This window comes from Massilia sp. BGA-UO-ETr-WB1, assembly GCF_059567845.1.
In genome coordinates this window covers 663,331-687,463 of the sequence record NZ_JCAQOT010000026.1, presented here as the reverse complement: position 1 = coordinate 687,463, position 24,133 = coordinate 663,331, and the positions used below count along the sequence as shown (strand labels likewise).

Sequence of the window (24,133 nt, the reverse complement as noted above, 5' to 3'; positions counted from 1 at the left end):
GTATTTATTTGGTTTTCGTATGAATCGCCAAACGAAAACGTATTTGTCATGCATTTTTTACTAATGCATAGTTGGCGATAGCGTTGCTGAAGTTGCAGTCCTTTTCGTGCCGCTGCATGTCATGAATCTGTCATAAAGATGACATCAGTAGGAAATATTGCCCAGTTAGACTGCTCCGTTTCTTGCAGATCTGACTGCAGTTTTGAGAAAAAATTCACATAACCCCTGGGGAGTTTTACATGCAATACGTTAATCAGCCCAAGCTGCGTTTGAGTCTGATCGCTGTGGCGTGCCAAATGGCGTGCGCTTCGGCCGCCTTCGCGCAAACCGCGTCCGAAGTAGCGCCGCAAGTGACCACCGGCACTGGTACCAACCAGGTCGTCATTACCAGCAAGAAGCTCGGCATGGGCCTGATGGTGACGGAAGACGCGCCAAAAGCACGTTCGACGATCACCGCTGAAGAGCTGGAAAAGCAGCGTCCTACCGGCAACGCGTACGAAGCGCTGGAAATGCTGCCTGCAGTGAACAGCTACAACTACGATGCAACCGGCCTGTTCGGCGGCGGCATGACCCTGCGCGGCTTCAACAGCGACCAGATCGGCGCCACCATCAACGGCGTGCCGGTCAACGATTCGGGCTCCTTCTCGGTGTACCCGCAAGAATACGTTGACCAGGAAAACACCTGCTCGCAGTTCGTCACCCAGGGTTCGACCGACGTCGACTCCCCGCAAGTGGGCGCAACGGGCGGTAACTTCGGCATTAACACCTGCAACCCCGAAAACAAGCAGCGCCTGCGCTTCATGCAGACCTTCGGTCAGCTGAACATGATGAAGACCTACCTGCGCTACGACAGCGGCCTGTTCCCTGACGGCCGTTCCAAGCTGTTCATCTCCGCGTCGCACGCCGAGACCGACAAATGGAAAGGCAAGGGTACCGCCAAGCGCGACCACATCGACGCCGGCTTCAACTACGACTGGGATCGCTTCAACTACATCCACGCCACCGTGCTGTGGAACGATGCCGTCAACAACAACATCAACAACCTGACCCTGACCGAACTGCAAACCCAGGGTTACCATGGCGACTACGCGGACACCTTCAAGGGCCACCTGACCCCGGTGCGCGGCACCGCGCAGACTGAAACCACCCAGTCGCCGGCGTTCTACAAGCTGGGCATCAACCCGTTCAAGAACGCGATCGTGTCGGCCACCGCCAAGTTCCGCCTGAACGAAAACCTGGACATCAAAGTGCTGCCATACCTGTGGTACGGCTTCGGCAACGGCGGCATCCAGCAGCGCGCCCAGCGTGAAAGCCAGTTCTACAGCACCGCCAACGGCACCCGCACCGCCGCCAAGGACCTGAACGGCGACGGCGACACCCTGGACACCATCCTGGTAGCCAACGCGTCCGTCACCAAGACCTACCGTCCCGGCGTGACCGCGTCCGCGATCTACACCCTCGGCAACCACGAAATCCTGGGCGGCTTCTGGTGGGAGCGCGCTCGCCACCAGCAAACCGGCCCGATGCTGGCGCTGAGCAACGAAGGCGAACGTGAAGACATCTACCTGCAAGACGGCAAGATCACCCGTCCGGACGGCACCTTCGCCAACAGCCGCGACCAGCTGACCATTTCGACCGCGCGCCAGGTGTTCCTGCAGGACACCATCAGCATGCTGGACGACAAGCTGAAGATCAACCTGGGTGTGCGTACGCCTGACATCAAGCGCGATTTCACCAACTTCGGCGACGAAAACAATACCGTGCGCCAGTATAAGATGGTGCGCAAGTATGACGACGTGCTGCCGCAGCTGGGCGCGCGCTACCGCATCACCAACGACGACCAGGTCTTCATGTCGGTCGCCAAGAACATGAAAGCGCCGCCTAACTTCGTGTTCGGCAACGTCGGCACCAACGTGATCGTCACCAACGGCGTCGGCAATTTCGTCGGCGAAGTGCGTCCTGAGGTGTCGTGGAACACCGACGTCGGCTACCGCCACCAGGATTCGAAGTACATCGCGACGGTCACCTTCTTCGCAGTGGACTTCAAAGACCGCCAGGCAACCGCATTCGATCCAGTGACCCAGGTCAGCAGCTACACCAACGTGGGCCGCGTGAAGAGCCATGGCGTGGAAGTTGAATTGGGCAACATGCCGATCAACGGCTGGGCGTTCTACGGCTCGATCGGCTACAACAAGTCCGAGATCCAGGACAATATGCGCGTTGGCGCCAACGCCTTCCTGCCAACCGCAGGCAAGGAAATGATCAACGCGCCCAAGCTGAAGACCAGTATTTCGGCCGAGTACCAGGACGGTCCGTTCTGGGCCCGCCTGAAAGCGCGCCAGACCGGCAAGCAGCAGGCATCGTTCGTCAACGACGAAACCGCGCCAGGCTACACCACCTTCGGCCTGGACGGCGGCTACACCTTCGCCAACTTCGGTATCTTCAAGCGTCCTAAGCTGACCTTCAACGTGAGCAACATCACGAACAAGGAATACCGCAACCCGTCGTCGGTATCGATCACCAACGTCAAGCCGGTGCCAGGCGTGACCAACACCACCGGCACCCAGCGTTACTACCTGGGCGCGCCGCGCTTCATCTCGGCCACCCTGTCGATCGACATCTAAGCGCATGCTCCGCGCCGCTGCAGCACGGGCAGCGCGGAACAGCGGTAAAGCGGACCTGCGGGTCCGCTTTTTTTTGAGCCGTTTTTTTTGTATCAGCCTTGTTTCGGCGGCGCAGGGGCGGCGCCGTTTCAGGTATGCTGCAACTCTTTTTCGTCGTACTTTTTTCCCCTCGCAATGATCAAAATTTACAAGTTCCAGGCCTGTGCGCTGGCCATGGCCGCCGCGCTGCTGGCCGGCTGCGCCAGCCAGCGTCCCGCCACCGTGGTGGACATCAACATCGCCACGCTGAACGACTTCCATGGCAATATCGAAGCGAGCAAACTCAGCTACACCGACGCCGCCGGCAACGCGCGCAGCGAGCTGGCAGGCGGCATCGACACCATCGCCGCCGCGCTGCAGGCCTGGCGCAAGGAAGACCCGCAGCTGCTGCTGGTGGGCGCGGGCGACCTGATCGGCGCCAGCCCTGCCATCTCTTCCATGTGGGCCGACGAGACCACGCTGGGCGCGCTCAACCTGCTGGGCATGAACGCCACCTCGGTGGGCAACCATGAATTCGACGCCGGCCGCGCCGAGCTGCTGCGCCAGCAGAAGGGCGGCTGCGTCTCGCCGCGCCCGGACAAGGCCTGCAAGTTCGAGCCCGTCTACCCCGGCGCCAAGTTCCAGTACCTGGCCGCCAACGTGGTGGACATGGTCACCAACAAGCCCTTCCTGCCGGCCTACCACGTGGAGGAAGTGCGCGGCGTGAAGGTGGGCTTCGTCGGCGCGGTGCTGAAGGACACCGCGCAGGTGGTGCTGGCCTCCGGCATCGCCGGCCTGCAGTTCACCGACGAGGCGCAAGCCATCAACCGCGTGCTGCCCGAGCTGCGCGCGCAGGGCGTGAACGTGTTCGTGGCGCTGATCCACCAGGGCGGCCGCACCAAGGACGCGCTGGACCAGCCGGACTGCCCCAATCTGCAGGGCGAAATCGTGGACGTGGTGAAGCGCCTCGACCCGGCCGTGCGCGTGGTCATCAGCGGCCATTCGCACAAGGGCTATCTGTGCCGCGTGGACGGGCGCCTGGTAACGCAGGCCGAGACGGCGGGCCACGTCATGTCGCGCATCAAGCTGAGCGTGGACACGGCCAGCAACACGGTGGTGGGCGAGAGCGCCCGCAACGTGGTGATGGCGCAGGACCGCTACCCGGCCGATCCGGCCATGGTGGCCTACATGGACACGGTGCGCAAGCGCAGCGCCGAAGTGCTGGGCAAGCCGGTGGCGCGCCTGGCCGTGGCCAAGGTGGCGCGCGCCGCCGGCGACGACGCGAGCGAATCGGCCATCGGCAACCTGGTGGCGGACTCCATGCTGGCCGCCGCCAAGCCTTACGGCGCGCAGATCGCCTTCATGAACCGCGGCGGCCTGCGCAGCGACCTGCTGTCGGGCGCAGGCAATGTCGCCACGCTGGGGCAGCTGCACGCCGTGCTGCCGTTCGGGAACACGCTGGACGTGATGAACCTGACCGGCGCGCAGCTGCGCGCGCTGCTGGAAGAGCAGTGGCTTGATGAACGCAATATCGTGCGCGGCCTGCTGCAAGTGTCCAACGGCTTCACTTACCAATGGGATCCGAAGCAGCCGGTGGGACAGCGCCTGGTGGCGGGCAGCGTGCTGCTGCACGGGGTGCCGGTCGAGGACGGCGCCAGCTACCGCGTGGTGACCAATCACTTCCTGGCCGAAGGCGGCGACTACTTCCCGACTTTCGCGCGCGGCACCAGCCGCGCCCCCACCACCATACGCGACATCGACGCCCTGGCCGCCTACCTGGCCCAGCGCGACCGCGACGGCAAACCTGCCGGATCCGCGCAGCCCGCAGGCCGCGTCCAGCGCCTGCAATCACAATGACAACCAAGGAGCCCACCATGCGCAAACTCTTCATTTCTGCACTGCTGGCAGCGAGCTTTGGCAGCGCCCACGCCGACTTCAGCATTCCGGGCTATGAACTGGTGCTGACCACGCCGGTGGAAACCGCGTTGCCCAATCCGGACCTGCGCGAAGCGGCCGCCGTGTGGAGCGAGCTGTTCGACAACGCGAAGAAGGACATCGCCATCGGCCAGTTCTATGCCGTGGTGCGCGAAGGCAGCGCGTTCGAGAAGGTGTTCGAGCGCCTGGAGGCGGCCGGCAAGCGCGGCGTGAAGATCCGCTTCCTGCTCGACAAGAAGGGCGTCAACCTGTCCGAAGCGCCCACCATCGCGCGCCTGAAGGCCATCCCCAACCTGGAACTGCGCATCCTCGATTACAACCAGCTCACCGGCAACGGCATCATCCACGCCAAGTACCTGGTGGTGGACCACGCGGTGGCCTATGTGGGCAGCCAGAACTTCGACTGGCGCTCGTTCACCCACATCCAGGAAACCGGCCTGCGCATCACCGACGGCAAAGTGGTGAAGCAGGTCCAGGCCATCTTCGACCAGGACTGGAACGCCCAGGCGCGCCTGGCGCGCGGCCAGCGCGTGACGGAAATCGGCACGGCGATATCCAGCGCGAACTACGCGCCGAACGCCTTCCTGATGGCCAGCCCATACGCCTACAACCCGGCCGGCGTGGCCGATTCCGAGCGCGGCCTGCCGGCGCTGCTGGAAGAGGCGCAAAGCGAAGTGCGGGTGCAGCTGCTGGACTACGCGCCGCTCAGCTACGGCCCGAAGGGCACGCGCCCCTACTACCCGGTGATGGACAACGCGGTGCGCGCGGCCGCCCAGCGCGGCGTGAAGATCAAGCTGATGGTGTCCAACTGGAATACCGAAGCGCCGGCCATCGCCTACCTGAAAAGCCTGGCGCTGCTGCCCAACGTGGAGATCCGCGTGGTGACCTTGCCGAAAGCGTCGGAAGGCTTCATCCCGTTCGCGCGCGTCATCCACAGCAAGACCATGAGCGTCGACGGCAAGGTGGCGTGGGTCGGCACCAGCAACTGGGCCGGCGGCTACTTCGACCTGTCGCGCAACCTGGAAGTGGTGCTGCGCAACGAGCAGATGGCGCAGCGCATCGGCGCGCTGCACCAGCAGCTATGGGACTCGCCGTACGCCGCGCCGCTGGACGTGAACAAGAACTATCCGAAACCAAGCAAAGGGAAAGAAGAATAATGAAGAAGCTCGCATGTGTGCTGGCGCTGGGCGCCGCCTTCGTATCGACCAACGTTATGGCCTGGGGTAACGACGGCCACCGCATCGTCGGCTCTATCGCCGACCAGTTGATCAAGGGCAGCTACGCCGAGAAGCAGGTGCGCGCGCTGCTGCTGCCGGGCGAAAGCCTGGAGAAGGTCTCGGTCTGGATGGATTGCGTGAAGGGCACCTACTGCGGCCCGCAGACCACGGAGATGACCGACTACACGGCCGCCAATCCCAAGCACAGCGAATACCACTACACCGACGTGCCGTTCCAGCTGGACGAATACCACGACCACGGCGTGGGCACCGACGAGCACGACATCGTGCAGTCGCTGCGCCAGGCGATCTGGGTCTTGCAGGGCAAGGACGGCGCGGCCGTCAATCCGCACAAGTTCACCAAGCGCCAGGCCTTGCTGCTGCTGGCCCACCTGGCCGGCGACGTGCACCAGCCGCTGCACGTGGGCTCGGCCTTCATCAGCAAGGACGGCGTGTTCGTGGTGCCGCTCAAGCAGGAGCAGATCGACGGCGTCAACATCTTCAACCCGCAGGGCGGCAACAACATGCTGCTGGACGACGCGCGCATCGCAGCCCTGGGTGGCGCGCTGATCCCGGCGCCGCTGCCGAAAGAGGGCGAGGCCGCCAAGCCCGCAGCTGCCGCGCCAGCCGCGGCTGCGCCGGCTACGGCGCCCGCCGCCGACGCCAAGCCGAAGACCAAGCCATTCCACTCCTACTGGGACACCACCGTGGTGGACTACGCCATGCGCCGCGTGGGCGCGCGCACGCCGGAGCAGTTCGCGCAGATCGCCATTGCCGGCAAGCCCGCCGTGGCGCTCAACACCGGCGAGCCGGCCAGCTGGCCCTACCAGTGGGCCAACGACGCGCTGGCGGTGGCCAAGGCGGCGCACGCCGACGTGACCGTGGGCCCGGCCGGCAAGCAGACCAGCCGCACCGGCGCCGTCTACACCGTGTGGCAGCTGAACGTGCCGGACAATTATCCGGTGCCGTCGTCGGCCATCGCCAAGGAGCAGCTGATCAAGGGCGGCTATCACTTGGCGTCGCTGCTGCAGGCGATCTGGCCGGAACCGGCTGTGAAGTAAGGAGGCGCTACTTTGCCGTCGGCGGCCGGTACCAGAGTTCCGGCCGGTTCAGCGGCGTGTCGGGCGAGATGCCGGGATGGCGCAGCGTCAGCACGCGGCGCTTGTCCAGGCCGCAGCGCTCGATGACGGGGCCTTTGTATTTGCGGAACAGCGCGTTGAGCGTGCCGTCCTGCACCATGGTTTCCAGGCCGGCCCTGATGCGCCTGGCCAGCTGCTCGCCCTCGGCGTCGCGCCGCACGAAGATGTAGCGCGGCAGCGGATACTCCAGCATCAGGCTGGGTTCCAGCGCCATGCCCGGATACTGCGCCTGGGCCTCGCTCAGTTCGCGCGGCGCTTCATCCACCCCGCGCGAATAGAAATCGAAGCGGCCCGCCATCAGCATGGAATACAGCCGTTCGTAGGTGCCCTCGACCACCGGGATGCCGGCCGCGCGCAGGATGCTCACATCGGCCCAGTCCTTGCCCTGGCCGGCGCGCATGGCGCGCAGATCCTGCACGCTGCGCACGGCGGCAAAGCGCGGCAGGTCGGCCGCGCGCACCAGGAACACGCGCAAGCCCAGCAGGCCCTTGTCGATGGGGATGCGGATCGGCAGGAGCTGCCGCTCCACCGCCGGCGAGGTGGCGCGCGCCAGCACGTTGATGCGGCCCTTGGCCAGCGTGAGCTCCTGCGCCACCCGTGGCGGCGACATTGCTTCGCCCAGCTGCCGCATCGCGAACGGTCCGAAGGCAGGCGTGGACTTCTCCAGCGCGGTGCGCAAGATCAGCCAGTCGTAGTCGTAGCGGTCGTCCAGCGCGTCGATATGGCGCGGGTAGACGATCTGCTGCGGGGCAGCCCCCGCATGCGCGCTGTCGAGCACCGGCAGCAGGCAGCCGGACAGGGTGCCCTGTAGAAAACGCCTGCGGGTGGGGAAGGAGCTGGCCATGCAGCCAGTGTGCCATCCCGGCAGACCGCCAGCAAGCGCGGCGCTACGGTTCCGTTGCTAACTCGGCAGGCCGGGCTACCTGGCTGCCCGGTTCAGGAACAGCTGCTGGATATCGCCATAGGCCATGGCTTTCTGCGCCAGCGGGCCGGCGTTGCCGTGCTCCAGGAAGCCTTGCGCCATTTCGCGCCCGGCGCCCCACAGCGCCTGCGCAATGCCGGAGCCGGCGCTGAAGCGGCGCACGTCCAGCGCACTCAGGTCCGCCGCTGAAGGCACGCCCGGGAAATCCATCACGTTGAGCGGCAGCCCGGCGGCGTCCGCCACCTGGCGGATCTCGCCGGGCAGGACGATGCCCGGCACGAACAGACCGTCCGCGCCGGCCGCGCGGTAGGCTTCCGCGCGCGCCAGCACTTCCTGCGCGCGCGCGCCTTCCGGCGCCAGGCCGCGCAGGTAGACGTCGGTGCGCACGTTGACGAAGATGTCGCTGCCGGCCTTGCTGACCGTGTTCTTGATGGCTTCCACCTTGCGCGCCAGCAGGGACGGCGCGTCGCCGCCGTCCTCGATGTTGATGCCGGCCACGCCGCTGTCCACCAGCAGCATGATGTAGGCGGCCACGGTGGACGGGTTGTCCGAATAGCCGTTTTCCATGTCCACCGTGAGCGGCACGCGCAGCACGCGCGCGATGTTCTGCGCGGCGGCGATGGCGGCGCTGGCCGGCATGTTGTGGCCGTCGGCATAGCCCAGCGACCAGGCCAGGCCGGCGCTGGTGGTGGCCACGGCGGACGCGCCCAGGCTCTCGATCAGGCGGGCGCTGCCCGCGTCCCAGGCGTTGGCCAGGCGCAGCAATTGCGGACCCTGGTGCAGTTGGCGGAAGACGGTAACGAGTTCAGTCATGTAAGACTCCAGGCGGCGGGTGAGTGAATGGCATATTTTACATTGTTATCCTTTTAGATTGCCAATGTGATAGCGATGCCCATGGCGCGGTAGGGTGCCAGCAGCGCCTCGTCCACGCCGGCGTTGACGATGATGCCGCTGACCTGCGCCAGCGGCACGGTCTGGAACGGTGCGGCGGTGTCCAGCTTCTCCGGCGACGCCAGCACCACGGTGCGCAGCGAGGCCGCGCTGATGGCGCGCTTGACGCAGCCTTCCTCGTAGTCGCCGGTGGTGATGCCCGCCTCCGGATGCAGGCTGCACACGCCCATGAAGAAAATGTCGGCCCGGACCTGGGCGATGGCCTCCATGGTGGCCGCGCCTACGCCGACAATGGAATGCTTGAACAGGCGCCCGCCTATCATGATCACCTCCACCGTCGGATGTTCGGCCAGCTCCACCGCGATGGACGGGCTGTGCGTGACCACCACGGCGCGCAGGTCGCGCGGCAGGTGGCGCGCCACCTGGACCGCCGTGGTGCCGCCGTCGATGAACACCACCTGGCCCGGCCGCACCATGGCGGCGGCGGCGCGGCCGATGGCGGGCTTGCAGTCGGCCGAGATGTGCTGGCGCTGGGCGAAATTGCCCATGGCCGGCGAGGCGGGCAGGGCGCCGCCATGCACCCGCTCGAGCAGCCCTTCCTTGGCCAGTTCGCGCAAGTCGCGCCGGATGGTGTCCTCGGACAGGCCCAGCTTCCCGCTCAGCGTTTTGGCCACGATCTGGCCGTCCTCGCGCAGGATTTTGAGCAGCAGCTCTTTGCGTTGGCGTGTCAGCATTGCACGAATTTTCTTGATATTGCACGAATTTGCATATTATCATGGAAGCCCGTTTATACAACCAGGAGAGCAGCATGCCGGAAGACCGCGTCAGGATACGCGCCGTGGAGACCCTGTCGGACGACTGGTATCTGCTGCGCAAGACCACCTTCGACTACCGCCGCAGCGACGGCAGCTGGCAGGCCATGTCGCGCGAGACCTACGACCGCGGCCACGGCGCCGTCATCCTGCTGTACCACCGCGCGCAGCGCAGCGTGATCCTGGTGCGCCAGTTCCGCTTCCCCGCTTACGGCCAGGACGGGCATGACGGCTTCCTGATCGAAGCCCCTGCAGGGCTGCTGGACCAGGCCAGCCCGGAAGAGCGCATCAAGGCCGAAGTGGAAGAGGAAACCGGCTACCGGGTGGCCGAGGTGCAGAAGATCTTCTCAGCCTTCATGAGCCCCGGCTCGGTCACCGAGCGCCTGCACTTCTTCGCCGCCGAATACGATCCCGCCTCGCGCCCGGGCGACGGCGGCGGCCTGGCTGCGGAAGGCGAAGACATCGAAGTGCTGGAACTGCCGCTGGAGCGCGCCGTCCAGATGATGGCGGACGGCGCAATCTGCGACGCCAAGACCATCATGCTGCTGCAATACGCGCAGCTGCATCTGTTTCACAACGCCGTATAGACCACCGATTCCGCCGAGCGCTTGAATGGCCCGTGGTACACCGCCTCGACGTTGTTGCCGTCCGGGTCGAAGGCGAAGGCGGCGTAGTAGCCGGGATGGTATTCGCGCTCGCCGGGAGGGCCGTTGTCGCGCCCGCCGGCCGCCAGCACGGCCTTGTGGAAGGCCCGCACCATGTCCTGGTCCTTGGCGATGAAGGCGATATGCACGCGCGACACGGGGCCGTCCGCCTTGTCCACATACAGGTCGTCGAGATAGAAGTTGCCGTCGCCGTCGACCACCTCGCCGCCCAGGCCCAGCGCGTCGAACGCCGCCTGGTAGAAACGCTTGCTCGCGTTCACATCGGCCACGCGCAGGTGCACGTGGTCAAATAGTCTGCCTCGATGAAATTCCATGGCTCGCTCCTTGGATGTCGGTCGAGCCAGTATAGAAGCGCTGGCCGGGCAGGCGCGCCAGTTTGACTGGAATCAATTACCGAAGCCGTAGCGCAGCACCATGCCGACGATCACGCAGCCGGCGGCGGTGAACAGCAGCTTGTTGCGCAAGCCGTCGGAGCCGATGGCGGCCTGGCGTTGCTGCAGCGCCATGTCGCTTTTTTTCTTGCCGATGATGAGCGGGCTGAGGAACCACAAGACGCCCAGCAGCAGCCAGCCGATGCCGGTGACGGTCATGCCGGTGGAGCTGTTCTTGATGCCGTCGACGATGCGGGTGGCCGCCATCACGCCGCCGAAGGTCAGCCAGCAGATGCGGGCCAGGAGGTGGGTTTTAAGTTTTTCCATGGGCGGCATTATACGGGGCCGGCGGCCTCAATCGCCACCGCCGCCGCCGCAGCCACCGCCGCCGCAGCCGCTGTCGCCGCCGCCACTGCCGCCGTCGCTGTCGCAGCTGGAATCCGAGCCTGAACCGCCGCCGCCCAGGTCGGCGCCGCAGTAGACCACGCCCGCGCCGCTGTCATCCTGCCGCTTGAAGCCGCTGCAGTCGGCCGTGTACACAAAGCCGTTCGGGATATTCAGTTTGCTGTCCAGCGCGAACAGCAGCGGCAGGCGGGTCGGCTTGGCCGGGTTGATGTTCTCCTCGTGGCAGGCGAAATGCCAGCAGCGCCGGATGCCCGCGTTGCCCTGCTGGCCTTTGCCCAGCACCACGGCCGGCGTGTGGTGCAGAAAGCGGCCGAACGCGTGCCGGCAAAAGTGCTGGTAGTTCTTGGTGTAGAGGATGAATTCATGCCACAAGTCGTCCACCACCTGGGACGGCATCGACACATATTGGCGGCCGCTCTTCAGGTGCGCCAGGAAGAACTGCCGCAAGCCCTGCGCCACCAGCTGGCAGTCCTTGGTGCTGAGCTGCGGATGCTTCTGCATCAGCTTCTCGAACAAGCCTTTGGGCAGCACGAAAGTGCGGATATAGGCTTCGCGCTTGAGCTTGACCTGCCGCCGCCACAAGAACGCGGCAACCCCGGCAAGCGAGGCGCAGGCTACGGAGATGACGACGGACATGGGCTCATGCCTTTACGCGGAAGGCGGACAAGTGATTGGCCAGGTGCATGGCGTGGGCCAGTTCATAGTCCTGTTTGCCGAGCGCGCCGTAGGCGAAGTGCGGCCGCAGCGGCCCGGACCAGCCACGAAACGCCGCGATGGCGCCGCGCAGGCGTTGAAGCGCTTGCGCTGGCTCGCTTGCCGCATCCAGGGCCGGTGCGCCGGGTATCGGCTCGGCCAAGTCGTGCGTCATGCGGCCGCGCCACGAGAACACGCCCAGTGCTGCCGAGCCGAGCGTGCGCTGGAACAGCGCCGATTTCGATTGCGGAAAGCCGGACATCGAGAACTCGATGCTTTGCGCGCAATGCACCATTGTCTGCGCCCAGGTCCACGCAGCGCTGGAAGCGAGTTCCCTGGCCTGGGCCAGCCGCGCCAGCTCGTCCTCGGCCGCCGCGAGCGAGGCGAACTGCAATTGGCGGTCTTCCCTGGCATTCCCCTGGCAGCCGGCCAGACTGCCCGCCGCCAGCGCAGTGGTAACGCCCGTGGCCGCGATGACAAACGAACGCCGGGATGGATCGATTTTCTTTTGCACGCTGCACCATGAGGAAGGACTGGATGCAGAGGATGATTGCATAAGCGCAATATCGAGTCAAATCGTATGGGGAGGCGTCCTGCGGCGAGGAGTGATGTCCTGCAGATGGCCGGGCAAGCATTGCTGCCCGCCCGGCTGCACGGTCAGCGCGATTTGACGAACGGTACGCCGATGGCTTTCGGCGCCACCGATTTGGCCATCAGGCCGGCCAGCACGATCACGGTCACCACGTACGGCACCATCTGGATCAGCGAGCCGGGGATGCGGCCCACCAGGGGCAGGTCCACGCCTTCGATCTGGATCTGCACCGCGCCGAAGAAGCCGAACATCAGGCAGCCGAAGAAGGTGTACAGCGGACGCCAGTTGCCGAACACCATGGCCGTCAGCGCCAGGTAGCCGGCGCCGGCCGACATGTCGCGCAGGAAGAAACCGCTCTGCACGATGGCCAGGTAGGCGCCCGAGAACGAGCACAGCACGCCGGCGATCAGCATCGCCTTGTAGCGCGTCCATTCCACCGACACGCCGGCCGCATCGGCAGCGTGCGGGTTCTCGCCGCAGGCGCGCAGGCGCAGGCCGAAGCGGGTGTGGTATAGCACCCAGTGCACCAGCGGCACCAGCGCGAAGGCGATGTAGACCAGCACCGAATGGCCGCCGATCAGCTTGGTGTACAGCCAGCCCAGGAAGGGCACGTCGGCCACTGCGGCGCTGCCCGGCAGCACCACGTCGAACAGGCGCGCCTGGCCCAGGTCCGGCGTGCGGCCGCCCTGCTGGAAGAAGAACTGGGCCACCACGAAGGTCAGTCCGCTCATGGCGATGTTGATGGCGATGCCGGCCACCAGCTGGTTGCCCTTCTGCGTGATGCTGACATAGCCTTGCAGGGTGGCCAGCGCCACCGACACGGCCACGCCGGCGGCCACGCCGTACCACGGGTTCTGGGTGGCGAAGGCCACCGCCGCCGAGACGAAGGCCGAGGCCAGGATCTTGCCTTCCAGGCCGATGTCGATCACGCCTGAGCGCTCCGCGAACAGGCCGGCCATGGCGGCGAAAATCAGCACCGGCGCGTTGCGCACGGTCGATACCAGGATGCTGCCGAGATGCAGGTCTTCAAAAGTCATGTCATTACCCCTTGGCCTTGATCAGCTTGGCGATGGCCGGTGCGTAGAAGTTCTCCATGGCGCCGCAGAACAGAATGATCAGGCCCTGGATGAAGATGAACGTTTCGGTCGGGATGTTCGGCTTTTCCAGCGACAGGTCGAAGCCGCCCTGGATCAGCGCGCCGAACAGCACGGCGGACAGGAAAATGCCGACCGGGTGCTGGCGCCCCATCAGCGCGATCGCGATGCCGACAAAGCCGGCGCCGCCGACGAAGTTGAGCGACAGGTAGTGGGTGGAACCCATGATGGAGTTGACCGAGCCCAGGCCGGCCAGCGCTCCCGAAATCAGCATCACCACGATGATCATCTTGCTGATGCGGATGCCGGCGTAGTGCGCGGCGTGCTTGTTCAAGCCGGTGGCGCGCAGCTTGTAGCCCCAGGCTGAACGGCTCACCACCACACCGTACACGGCCAGCGCGAAGATGGCCAGCAGGAAGCTCACGTTGAGCGGCGTGTCGCCCAGCACCGGGAACCAGCTGTTCAGGCGCGGCATTTCGGCGGCGGCCGAGAACACGCGGCTGGCGGTGTTCTGCTCGCCCGGCGGGATCAGGTATTTGACGATGAAGAAGTTCATCAGCGAGGCCGCGATGAAGTTGAACATGATGGTGGTCACCACGATGTGGCTGCCGCGTTTGGCCTGCAGGTAGCCCGGCAGGAAGCCCCACAGCGCGCCGAACAGCCCCGCGCCGAGGATGCCGCACGGGATCAGGAGCCACCACGGCAGCGTGGCGTCGAACGCCAGCATGGCCAAAGTCAGCCCCAGGCCGCCGATGTACATCTGGCCTTCGGAGCCGATGTTGAACAGGCCGGCCTGCATGGCGATCGACACCGACAGGCCGGTGAAGATGAAGGTGGAGGCGTAGAACAGCGTGTAGCTCAGGCCTTCCGGGTTGACGATGGCGCTGTTGATCAGGATGCGCATGGAGTCGACCGGATCTTCACCGAGCAGGTGGATCACCAGGGCCGCCACCAGCAGCGCCGAGAGCAGGTTCAGTACGGGCAGGACAAAGGCTGTCGCCCAGCGTGGCATATCGTTAGTGTTCATGATTTATGCATGCCCCCCATCAGCAGGCCGATGCGGGTGGTGTCGAATTCGTCGATTTTCAGTTCGCCGGTGATGCTGCCGCCGCACATGACCAGGATGCGGTCCGCCAGCGCGCGCACTTCCTCCAGCTCCACCGAAACCAGCAGGATGGCCACGCCCGCGTCGCGCAGCGCGAGCAGCTGGGTGTGGATGGACTCGATGGTGCCGATGTCCACGCCACGCGTGGGCTGGCCCACCAGCATCAGCTTGGGCTTGGCCAGCACTTCGCGCGCGATCACCACTTTCTGCTGGTTGCCGCCGGAGAGCAGGCCGATGCGCAGGTCCGGATTGGCCGGGCGCACGTCGAAGGCTTTCAGCAGGCCGGCGCAGCGCTCGGCCACGCCCTTGAAGTCGATCAGGCCCCAGGCGTTTTTCACCCGGTCCTGGTAGCCGAAGAAGGTGTTGTGCATGACCGAGAAGTTCTTCACCACGCCGTCGCGCAGGCGGTCTTCCGGCACGTGGCCGATGCCCAGGTGGCGGAATTCCAGCGGCAGGCCGTCGGCGTCCGAGCGGCCGGCGTAGGGCAGGGCCTTGCCCTGGAAGTCGACTGCGCCGGAAGTGGGCAAACGCATGCCGGACAGGATTTCCATCAGCTCGCTCTGGCCGTTGCCGGACACGCCGGCGATGGCGACGATCTCGCCCGCGCGCAGCGTGAAATTGAGCTTGTTCAGCAGGGTCACGCCCTGGTCGTCGGTCAGCTGCAGGTCGCGCACTTCCAGCACCGGCGCGCCGGGGTTGTAGGCGCCGCGCGGCAGGTTGTTCTCGATCGGGCGGCCCACCATCATGTTGGCCAGGTCCTCTTTCGAGGTCTGCGCGGTTTCCACTGCGCCCACCACGCGGCCGCCGCGCATCACGGTCACGGTGTCGGTGATGTCGAGGATTTCCTGCAGCTTGTGGGTGATCAGGATGATGGTCTTGCCCTGTTCCTTGAACAGGCGCAGGATCTCGAACAGCGAGGCGGTCTCCTGCGCGGTCAGCACGGCGGTCGGCTCGTCCAGGATCAGGATGTTGGCGCTGCGGTAGATCTGCTTGAGGATCTCGACGCGCTGCTGCGCGCCCACCGACAGGTCGTGGATGGTGGCCAGCGGATCGACGTCCAGGCGGTAGCGCGCGCAGATCTCGCGCAGCTGCGCTTCCACGGCGGCGCGCTTGCCGGCCAGCTTGAAGCCGCCCTCGGCGCCCAGCATCACGTTGTCGAGCACGGTCATGTTCTCGACCAGCATGAAGTGCTGGTGCACCATGCCGATGCCGAGGCGGATCGCCTCGTGGCTGCTGTGGATGTTGCGGACCTGGCCGTCCAGCAGGATGCTGCCGCTGTCGGCGCGGTAGTATCCGTACAGGATGCTCATCAGGGTCGATTTGCCGGCGCCGTTCTCGCCCACCAGGCCATGGATGGCGCCCTTGGCGATACTGAAGCTGACGTCCGTGTTCGCCTTGACCGCCCCGAAGTGCTTGGAGATGCCGCGAAATTCTACTGCTGGGTGCATAGGATCACTGGATGATGGTTGCTATGACTAAAAAACGCGCCGGACGGGATAACCCGCCGGCGCGTTCTCTTTTTGAATCACGTGATTAGACCGGGCAGCTGTTGCCAGTGCGGTAGTCGATCACCTTGATCTTGCCGTCGATGATGTCTTTGCGGACGCCCAGGACTTTCTTTTCGATTTCCGGGGTGATCAGCTTGCGGTTGTGCTCGTCCAAAGCCCAGTCCACGCCGCCTTCTTTCAAGCCCTTGGCCTGCACGCCGGCCTTCCAGGTGCCGTCTTTCATTTGCGTGAAGGAGTCGTACACGGCGTTGTCGATGCGCTTGACCATGGAGGTCAGCACGCTGCCCGGGTACAGGCTGTTCTGGTTGGAATCGACGCCGATCGACAGCTTGCCTTTTTCCTTGGCCGTCTGCAGCGTGCCCATGCCCGAACCGCCGGCCACGGCGAACACCACGTCCACGCCGCGCTCGAACTGCGAGCGCGCCAGTTCGCCGCCCTTGGCCGGGTCGTTCCACGCGGCCGAGGTGGTGCCCACCATGTTCTGGAACACTTCCGCTTTCTTGTCGGCCGCCTTCGCGCCTTGCGCGTAGCCGCAGGCGAAGGTGCGGATCAGCGGAATGTCGATGCCGCCGATGAAGCCCAGCTTCTTGCTTTTCGACGCCATGGCGCCGGCCACGCCCACCAGGTAGGAGCCTTCTTCTTCCTTGAAGGTGATCGAGTTCACGTTGGCGCCTTGCGCCACGCCGTCGATCAGCACGAAGCGCACTTTCGGGAACTCCTTGGCCACCTTCTGCACCGCCTGGGTCTGGGCGAAGCCGATCGAGGCGATCAGGTCCATGTTCTTGCGCGCCAGGCCGCGCAGCACCTGCTCGGCTTGCGTGTCGCTGCTGGCCTGCACTTCGATGAAGTTGATGCCGGTGTCTTTCTTGAAGCGCGAGGCGCCTTCGAAAGCGGACTGGTTGAACGACTTGTCGAACTTACCGCCCGCGTCGTAGACGACGGCCAGTTTCGGGGCAGCGGCGGAAGCGCCGGCGGCCACGCACATGGCGGCTATCGTCATACTGAGTTGTTTGATTTTCATGAGTAGGCTCCTGGAAGTTCGATATTGTATATTTTTTGCGGCCCAAACATGTAATTTGGCCTGTTTTTTAGAGGCCCGCATCCGTATCGTTGTTACTATGGCATCGCACTAAAAACGTGAAACTTGGTCATATTGTGTCGGGCCCATGTCGTGCTGATGCAACATTGCCGAAACACTGAAAATTATTTTCACCTGTTGCTTTTTCATGCTGTTGCCGATTGGTATTGCCAAATCGGCACCGCCGTCCCGCCCCACCGCCACCCTCTGCCGCACTATGGCGCCGGCACACTATATAAATGGTCTGCCTGGCGGTTGGATAGTCGCTTACTATGCATGAGCCGGTATATGTATGGCAAATACGTTTTTTGTTGCTTATTTATATGCTAAACATATAAATTGAAACTATTGCGCCGTAATTTCCAGTCAAAACTTTTCATGCTAGGATTCGCGCTTGTGACGTTTTTTCTTTGTTTTTTGTAAAGCTTAAACGAATGTTGCACGACTTATTTCGCACCGCCCGGTGTAAATCCCAGCAAGGAGTTGGTACATGATGACAAAAAGTAAGTACGCGTCCCGCACGCTGATCGCCCTGGCGGTCGCCGGCGCCTTCCCACTGCAAGGCGCGATGGCCCAGGAAGCCGCCCCAGCTGAAGCCAAGGCGCAAGCCGGCCAGCTCGAGACCGTGATCGTGACGGCAGCGCGCCGCTCGGAGAACATCAAGGATGTGCCTATGGCCATCTCCACCATGAAAGGCGAAAAGCTGGACGTGCTGACCGCCGGCGGCGACGACATCCGCTTCATGTCCGGCCGCACGCCGTCGCTGAACGTGGAATCGGACTTCGGCCGTTCCTTCCCGCGCTTCTACATCCGCGGCCTGGGCAACACCGACTTCGACCTGAACGCATCCCAGCCGGTGGGCCTGGTTTACGACGGCGTGGTGCAGGAAAGCCCGATGCTGAAAGGCTTCCCGGTCTTCGACGTGGAACAGATTGAAGTGCTGCGCGGCCCGCAAGGCACGCTGTTCGGCCGCAACTCGCCGGCCGGCGTGATCAAGTTCGACTCCGTCAAGCCATCCAACAAGCAGGAAGGCTACGTGTCGGCCGGCTTCGGCAAGGACGGCGTGTTCAACGCCGAAGGCGCGTTCAACCTGCCGGTCAACGAAATGATCAACGCCCGCGTGTCGCTGCAGTCGCAGTCGCGCGACGACCGCGTGCACAACCCGCGCATCACCGGCACCCAGGACTTCGAAGGCTACAAGGACAATGCGGCCCGCGTGCAGGTGGCGTTCAAGCCTAACAAGGACTTCAGCGCGCTGTTCAACATCCACCACCGCGACATGGACGGCAGCGCCACCCTGTTCCGCGCCGGCATTATCAAGAAGGGCACCAACGAGATCGTCGACGGCTTCGACTACGGCCTCTACCCGACCGACGGCTTCAACACCCAGAAGCTGAAAGTGACCGGCTCCAGCCTGACCCTGCGCTACGACCTGCCGGGCATGACGCTGCACTCGATCACCGGCTACGAAAAGGCCAAGTTCTACAGCCGCGCCGACGTGGACGGCGGCTACGGCACCGGCGCCACTTCCGGCCCGGCGCCGGCCTTCATCCCGTTCACGGCCGAAACCGCCGACGGCCTGCCAGACCACAAGCAGATCTCGCAGGAGTTCCGCGTCGAGTCCAACACCAAGGATCGCCTGCAGTGGATCGGCGGCGTGTACTACTTCAAGGAAGACATCGTTGTCGACAGCTTCAACTTCGACACCCTGGGCGGCGGCGTGGTCAACGGCTACGCGCAGCAGAGCCAGAACTCGCGTTCGTGGGCAGCCTTCGGTTCGGTGAACTACGCGCTGAGCGACGTCTGGAAAGTGCGCGCCGGCGTGCGCTACACCGACGACAAGAAGGACTTCGTGGCAGCCCGCACGCTGACCCCGTTCGGCGGCAAGAACGTCGGCCCGCTGCGCGCCAACCCGCAGGACACCAACATCAGCTGGGACCTGAGCACCAACTACGAGATCGACAAGAACACCAACGTATACGGCCGCATCGCGACCGGCTACCGCGCACCGTCGATCCAGGGCCGCGTGCTGTTCGGCGACACCATCTCGGTGGGCGAGTCGGAGAAAAACCTGTCGGTGGAAGCCGGTATCAAGCAGGACTTCCTGAACAAGCGCGCGCGCCTGTCGGCATCGGTCTTCAAGTACCGCGTGAAAGACCTGCAGCTGACCGCAGGTTCGGGCGCCGTCAACCAGAACCGCCTGGTCAACGCGGACAAGGCTGAAGGCCAGGGCTTCGAGCTGGATCTGCAAGCTATTCTTTCGGACGAATGGCGCGCCACCATCGGCGGCAGCTACAACGACACCGAGATCAAGGATGCGGGCCTGTTCGTATCGCCATGCGGCAACGGCTGCACCGTGACCAACCCGACCCAGACCGTGGGCGGCGGCACCATCGCGCTGATCAATGGCAATCCGCTGCCGCGCGCGCCCAAGTGGGTGGGCAACTTCACGCTGCGCTACAGCACCCCGGTGGGCAACGGCGAGCTCTACGCGTACACCGACTGGGCATACCGCGACAAGTACAACATGTTCCTGTACGAAGCGAAGGAATACAAAGCCAAGTCCATGCTGGAAGGCGGCCTGCGCGCCGGCTACAAATGGGCCGACGGCAAGTATGAAGTCGCCGCTTACGGCCGCAACATCACCGGCCGCGAGCAAGTCATCGCCGCGATCGACTTCAACAACCTGACCGGCATCGTCAACGAGCCGCGCACCTACGGTGTGCAGTTCAAAGCGAACTTCTGATAAGTTCCTTTATTAGCGAAGCCCGCGCATCGTAAGATGTGCGGGCTTTTTTACTTTCGGGGAGCGGCGCATGCAGTCTGCAGTGAGTTTATGGCCCTTGCTGGGCGTGGGGGTGATCGTGGCCGGCTTCCTGCTGCGCGCGCACCCGGTGCTGGTGGTGGTGGCGGCGTGCTTTACCACCGGCTTCGCGGCCATGATGCCGGTGGAGGCCTTGCTGGCGTCGCTGGGCCGGGCCTTCGTCAAGACGCGCAACCTGCCGCTGATCTACCTGCTGCCGCTGGCCGCCATCGGGCTGCTGGAGCGCTACGGCTTGCGCGAGCACGCGCAGGCGGCCATTGCGCGCGTGAAGTCGGCCACGGCGGGGCGCATCCTGATCGTCTACCTGACGGTGCGCGAACTGTCCGCCGCCGGCGGGCTGACCAGCCTGGGCGGGCATCCCAACATGGTGCGCCCGCTGGTGGCGCCGATGGCCGAAGCGGCGGCCGAGCTGCGCCACCCGGGCCTGAGCGAACGCCTGCGCCAGCGCGTGCGCGCCATGGCCGCCGCCACCGACAACGTCGGCCTGTTCTTCGGCGAGGATATCTTCGTCGCCTTCGGCGCCATCGTGCTGATGCAAACCATCCTGCACGGCGAGGGCATCGAAGTGAACCCGCTGCACGTGGCCCTGTGGGGCATCCCCACCGCCGTCACGGCCTACGTGATCCACGCCTGGCGCCTGCACCGCCTGGACCGCGAGCTCGAGCGCGAACTGGCCGCCGCTGCCGCCAAGGCCGCCGCCGGGCCAGCGGCCGCGCAGCCGGGAGCCCAGCCATGATCTTCAAGCTCGAATACTTCTACCTGCTGCTGGGCGCCGTGCTGGGCCTGATCGCGCTGCTCACGCTGACGGACCGCAGCAATCCGCGCCGCTACACCACCGCGCTGTTCTGGGCGCTGTACGCCGCCATCTACCTGGCCGGCGAAGCGCTGCCGGACGCCACGGCCGGCGCCATCATGATCGCCATGGCCCTGCTGGCCGGCTTCGGCGGCGTGCGCATGGGCGCGCCGAAGAACCTGCCCGAAGCGGAGCGCCGCGGCAGTGCACAGCGGCTCGGCAACAAGCTGTTCGTGCCCGCGCTGGTCATCCCGGTCGTCACCATGGCCTGCGCCACGCTGCTCAAGGACGTGCAGCTGGGCGGCCTGTTCCTGTTCGACCAGAAGCACCTGACCCTGGCCGCGCTGGGCTGCGCCTCCGTGATCGCCGTGGCCGTGGCCTGCGTGATGCTGCGCGCCTCGCCGCTGCAAGCCGCGCGCGAGCAGCGCCGCCTGGTGGACGCCATGGGCTGGGCCATCGTGCTGCCGCACATGCTGGCCGTGCTCGGCCTGCTGTTCACCGAGGCCGGCGTGGGCAAGGCGGTGGCGCACGTCAGCACCTCCTATATCAATATGGACTGGAAGCTGGTGGCGGTGGCCGTGTACTGCGGCGGCATGGCGCTGTTCACCATCGTCATGGGCAACGGCTTCGCCGCTTTTCCGGTGATGGCGGGCGGCGTCGGCATCCCGGTGCTGGTCAACGTCTACCACGCCAACCCGGCCATCATGGCCGCCATCGGCATGTTCAGCGGCTACTGCGGCACCCTGATGACGCCGATGGCCGCCAACTTCAACATCGTGCCCGCCGCGCTGCTCGACCTGCACGACAAGCACGCCGTCATCAAGGCCCAGATCCCCACCGCGCTGCCGCTGCTGGGCGCGAATATACTGCTGCTGTACTTCCTGATGAATTACTAGTCAATCAATGCGATGAAAACCATACTGCTGACCGGCTTCGAGCCTTTCAACCAAGAGACCATCAACCCCGCTTGGGAAACCGTGCGCGCGCTGGACGGCTGGAGCGAAGAGGGCTTCCGGGTGGTGGCGCGCCAGCTGCCCTGCGTGTTCGGCGAGGCCAACGAAGCGATGGCGCGGGCGCTGGCCGAACTCGATCCGGCCGTGGTGATCGCGGTGGGGCAGGCCGGCGGCCGCTGCGACCTGTCGGTCGAACGCATCGCCATCAACATCGACGACGCGCCCATCATGGACAACCGCCAGCAGCAGCTGGTGGACCAGCCCATCGTGCCCGGCGGCCCGGCGGCCTATTTCTCCACGCTGCCGATCAAGGCCATCGTGCAGGCCCTGCGCGCCGCCGGGTTGCCGGCTTCCGTGTCGCAGACCGCCGGCACCTTCGTCTGCAACCACGTGTTCTATGGCCTGATGCACGCCGCCGCCGCGCGGCCGGGCGCGCTGAGGGCCGGCTTCATCCACATCCCCTATCTGCCGCAGCAGGCGGCGGCCCATCCCGGCATGGCGAGCATGTCGCTTGCAGATATGAAGGAAGGCTTGCGCATCGCCGTGCGCAGCGCTTTGTCGGCGGATTACCACAGTGGCGCCGTGGCGGGACTGGGCGGCGCCACGCATTGACAGGGCGGCGGCCCCAAATAGCGCGTTAGTTAGAAATGGAGAGATTCTGGTGCATGCGCATGCACTAGACTTTATTTTGCCGATGATTACCTGCGGCAATAAATGTTGCTTACAAATAGCAAGTCTCCCGCCAGCATGCTGGCATCTAACTGGAGAGCTTCGTGATAAAAGTCCGCCGCCCCAAACGTGCCGCCCTGTTTTGCGCTGCCGCCCTGGCCAGTTCCGTTCCCCTGACCGCCGCCGCATGCGACTCCGAACCCTTCCTTGCGTCCATCTGCACTTTTGCGATGGACTGGTGCCCGAGAGGCTATGTGAACGCCGATGGCCGGACGCTTCCGGTCAACCAGAACAATGCCCTGTTTTCCCTGATCGGCTTTACCTATGGCGGCGACAATGTCAGCAATTTCGCCGTGCCCGACCTGCGCGGACGCGCGCCGGTCGGCACCGGCCTCGGGGGCGGGCTGGCCCTCACGGTGGCGCTGGCGCAAAAGATCGGCCAGCAGCAACTGCTGCTGAACGCCGCGCAGGTGCCGCTCGCGCCGCACACCCATACGGCCACCTTCACGCCGACCACGGGGCCGGCCACGCTGAACATTCCCGCCACGCCCGGCAACTTTAACGTGACGGCCGCACTGCCGGTCAGCACGGGGGGCGGTTTGAGCGGCACCACGGTGGGCCTGCCCGCCGGCCAGAACGGCTACCTGTCCGGCATGAAGGGCACCACCGGTGTCGACGACGTCACTTTCACCGGGCCTTACACCGCCTCGGCGCCGACCGGACCGGCCTACCTGCCGGCCACCGTGAAGGTGACCGGCTCGCCGTCCACGGCCGCCGCCAGCGTGCCGGTATCGATGTTCAACGGCGGCACCGTCACGTTGGCGCAGGCCGGGCAGGCCGCCGCCGCCGCGGTATCGACCCAGTCGCCGGCCATGGGCATGTCCGTGTGCATCGCCACCGTGGGCTTGTACCCGACACGGCCCAACTAGGCCTGCCGGCGGCCGCATCCATACCATCCCCTTCCAAGATCAGGAGCTCTCCATGGCACAACGCTTTCGCATGAACCGTATCGTTGCCTGTACCGCAGCCTTGCTGGGCGCGGCCCCCATGATGGCGCAGGCCTGCAGCAGCGAGCCTTATGTCGGCACCATCTGCACCTTCGCGATGTCCTGGTGTCCGCAAGGGTTCGTGCCGGCAGACGGCCGCCAGATGTCGATCAGGGAGAACACGGCGCTGTTCGCCGTGCTCGGCTTCCAGTATGGCGGCGACAACCAGAACTATTTCAACGTGCCCGACCTGCGCGGCCGCGTTGCGGTCGGCACGGGGCAGGGCACCGGGCTGACCGCCCCGGTAGTCCAGGCACAGAAGATCGGCCAGCAGCAGCTCTTGCTGACGGCGGCGCAGGCGCCGCTGCAGACGCACACCCATAGCGCCACCTTCGTGGCGACCACCGGCCCCACTACGCTGAACATCCCGGCCACGACCGGCAGCCTGAACGTGACGGCGGCGCTGCCGGTCAGTCCGTCGGTCGGCTCGGTGAGCGGCACCGTGGTGGCGCTCGGCGCCGGCCAGAACGGCTACCTGGCCGCCATGAAGGGCACCACCGGCGTCGACGACGTCACCTTCAGCGGCCCCTACACCGCCTCCGCGCCGACCAGTCCGGCTTACCTGCAGGCCAATGTGCAGATTACCGGCTCGCCGTCCACCGCCGCCGCCAGCGTGCCGGTGACGATGGTCACCGGCGGCAGCGTCACGGTGGCGCAGGCGGGGCAGGCTGCCGCCCAGGCGTTTTCCACCCAGTCGCCCGCGCTGGGCATGAGCGTCTGCATCGTCACGACCGGCCTGTATCCGTCGCGTCCCTGATCCACTACGTCAACCCAAGGTA

General features: G+C 65.1%; 22 protein-coding genes. 11 read left to right on the top strand and 11 right to left on the bottom strand.

Features of this window, described 5'->3' with window-relative positions; translation table 11 throughout:
* Positions 1-296: 296 nt before the first annotated feature.
* From AC56DV_RS25415 to AC56DV_RS25400, 4 genes are all read left to right on the top strand, one after another.
* Positions 297-2,624 carry a TonB-dependent receptor gene (locus AC56DV_RS25415; protein WP_496316993.1) on the top strand — a complete coding sequence of 776 codons (2,328 nt, stop codon included), beginning with the start codon at positions 297-299 and terminating at the stop codon, positions 2,622-2,624.
* 174 nt (positions 2,625-2,798) lie between these two features.
* Complete coding sequence (locus AC56DV_RS25410; RefSeq protein WP_496316992.1) at positions 2,799-4,499, top strand: bifunctional metallophosphatase/5'-nucleotidase; 1,701 nt, start codon at positions 2,799-2,801, stop codon at positions 4,497-4,499.
* Between the two features lie 17 nt (positions 4,500-4,516).
* Positions 4,517-5,734, top strand: coding sequence for a phospholipase D-like domain-containing protein (locus tag AC56DV_RS25405; RefSeq protein WP_496316991.1), 1,218 nt, complete (start codon positions 4,517-4,519; stop codon positions 5,732-5,734).
* Complete coding sequence (locus AC56DV_RS25400; protein WP_496316990.1) at positions 5,734-6,855, top strand: S1/P1 nuclease; 1,122 nt, start codon at positions 5,734-5,736, stop codon at positions 6,853-6,855. Before AC56DV_RS25405 ends, AC56DV_RS25400 begins: the two co-directional genes overlap by 1 nt.
* A 7-nt stretch (positions 6,856-6,862) precedes the next feature.
* Here the strand turns inward: AC56DV_RS25400 and AC56DV_RS25395 are convergent, their stop codons facing one another.
* The 3 genes from AC56DV_RS25395 to AC56DV_RS25385 form a co-directional block, all read right to left on the bottom strand.
* Positions 6,863-7,777, bottom strand: a complete 915-nt coding sequence (locus tag AC56DV_RS25395) for a transporter substrate-binding domain-containing protein (RefSeq protein ID WP_496316989.1) — start codon at positions 7,775-7,777, stop codon at positions 6,863-6,865.
* A 75-nt stretch (positions 7,778-7,852) separates the two neighbouring features.
* Positions 7,853-8,668, bottom strand: a complete 816-nt coding sequence (locus AC56DV_RS25390; RefSeq protein WP_496316988.1) for an isocitrate lyase/PEP mutase family protein — start codon at positions 8,666-8,668, stop codon at positions 7,853-7,855.
* Between the two features lie 53 nt (positions 8,669-8,721).
* On the bottom strand, positions 8,722-9,480 hold the full coding sequence (locus AC56DV_RS25385) for a DeoR/GlpR family DNA-binding transcription regulator (RefSeq protein WP_496316987.1): 759 nt from the start codon (positions 9,478-9,480) through the stop codon (positions 8,722-8,724).
* Between the two features lie 41 nt (positions 9,481-9,521).
* Here AC56DV_RS25385 and AC56DV_RS25380 point away from each other — a divergent pair, with 41 nt between their 5' ends.
* Positions 9,522-10,145, top strand: a complete 624-nt coding sequence (locus tag AC56DV_RS25380) for an NUDIX domain-containing protein (RefSeq protein WP_496316986.1) — start codon at positions 9,522-9,524, stop codon at positions 10,143-10,145.
* Here the strand turns inward: AC56DV_RS25380 and AC56DV_RS25375 are convergent.
* The 8 genes from AC56DV_RS25375 to AC56DV_RS25340 all read right to left on the bottom strand — a co-directional run bounded on the left by AC56DV_RS25375 (position 10,130) and on the right by AC56DV_RS25340 (position 17,012).
* The gene (locus AC56DV_RS25375; protein ID WP_496316985.1) at positions 10,130-10,537 is read right to left on the bottom strand and encodes a VOC family protein; all 408 of its coding nucleotides are present in this window, start codon (positions 10,535-10,537) and stop codon (positions 10,130-10,132) included. The two genes, AC56DV_RS25380 and AC56DV_RS25375, sit on opposite strands and share 16 nt — an antisense overlap.
* A gap of 72 nt (positions 10,538-10,609) precedes the next feature.
* A complete protein-coding gene (locus AC56DV_RS25370; protein WP_496316984.1) occupies positions 10,610-10,921 on the bottom strand; it encodes a hypothetical protein in 312 nt (103 codons plus the stop codon).
* A 27-nt stretch (positions 10,922-10,948) separates the two neighbouring features.
* The gene (locus AC56DV_RS25365) at positions 10,949-11,635 is read right to left on the bottom strand and encodes a glycine-rich domain-containing protein (protein WP_496316983.1); all 687 of its coding nucleotides are present in this window, start codon (positions 11,633-11,635) and stop codon (positions 10,949-10,951) included.
* Positions 11,636-11,639: 4 nt separating this feature from the next.
* Positions 11,640-12,206, bottom strand: a complete 567-nt coding sequence (locus AC56DV_RS25360) for a DUF1569 domain-containing protein (RefSeq protein WP_496316982.1) — start codon at positions 12,204-12,206, stop codon at positions 11,640-11,642.
* Positions 12,207-12,349: 143 nt separating this feature from the next.
* Complete coding sequence (locus tag AC56DV_RS25355) at positions 12,350-13,321, bottom strand: ABC transporter permease (RefSeq protein WP_496316981.1); 972 nt, start codon at positions 13,319-13,321, stop codon at positions 12,350-12,352.
* A 4-nt stretch (positions 13,322-13,325) separates the two neighbouring features.
* Complete coding sequence (locus AC56DV_RS25350) at positions 13,326-14,405, bottom strand: ABC transporter permease (RefSeq protein ID WP_496316980.1); 1,080 nt, start codon at positions 14,403-14,405, stop codon at positions 13,326-13,328.
* Positions 14,402-15,931: an ABC transporter ATP-binding protein gene (locus AC56DV_RS25345; protein ID WP_496316979.1), complete on the bottom strand. Its 1,530-nt coding sequence runs from the start codon at positions 15,929-15,931 to the stop codon at positions 14,402-14,404. The genes AC56DV_RS25350 and AC56DV_RS25345 overlap by 4 nt, the downstream gene beginning before the upstream one ends.
* Before the next feature lie 85 nt (positions 15,932-16,016).
* Positions 16,017-17,012 carry a BMP family lipoprotein gene (locus AC56DV_RS25340; RefSeq protein WP_496316978.1) on the bottom strand — a complete coding sequence of 332 codons (996 nt, stop codon included), beginning with the start codon at positions 17,010-17,012 and terminating at the stop codon, positions 16,017-16,019.
* 550 nt (positions 17,013-17,562) lie between these two features.
* On the opposite strand from AC56DV_RS25340, the gene AC56DV_RS25335 reads away from it, so the two are divergent.
* From AC56DV_RS25335 to AC56DV_RS25310, 6 genes are all read left to right on the top strand, one after another.
* Positions 17,563-19,815 (top strand): TonB-dependent receptor, encoded by a 2,253-nt coding sequence (locus tag AC56DV_RS25335; RefSeq protein ID WP_496317284.1) that lies wholly within the window; start codon positions 17,563-17,565, stop codon positions 19,813-19,815.
* A 70-nt stretch (positions 19,816-19,885) separates the two neighbouring features.
* Positions 19,886-20,629: a DUF969 domain-containing protein gene (locus AC56DV_RS25330; RefSeq protein WP_496316977.1), complete on the top strand. Its 744-nt coding sequence runs from the start codon at positions 19,886-19,888 to the stop codon at positions 20,627-20,629.
* Positions 20,626-21,582, top strand: coding sequence for a DUF979 domain-containing protein (locus AC56DV_RS25325; protein WP_496316976.1), 957 nt, complete (start codon positions 20,626-20,628; stop codon positions 21,580-21,582). Before AC56DV_RS25330 ends, AC56DV_RS25325 begins: the two co-directional genes overlap by 4 nt.
* Positions 21,583-21,594: 12 nt before the next feature.
* On the top strand, positions 21,595-22,251 hold the full coding sequence (gene pcp / locus AC56DV_RS25320; RefSeq protein WP_496316975.1) for a pyroglutamyl-peptidase I: 657 nt from the start codon (positions 21,595-21,597) through the stop codon (positions 22,249-22,251).
* A 161-nt stretch (positions 22,252-22,412) separates the two neighbouring features.
* Positions 22,413-23,237, top strand: coding sequence for a phage tail protein (locus tag AC56DV_RS25315; protein WP_496316974.1), 825 nt, complete (start codon positions 22,413-22,415; stop codon positions 23,235-23,237).
* A gap of 52 nt (positions 23,238-23,289) precedes the next feature.
* Positions 23,290-24,111 (top strand): phage tail protein, encoded by an 822-nt coding sequence (locus AC56DV_RS25310; RefSeq protein ID WP_496316973.1) that lies wholly within the window; start codon positions 23,290-23,292, stop codon positions 24,109-24,111.
* Positions 24,112-24,133: the final 22 nt, after the last annotated feature.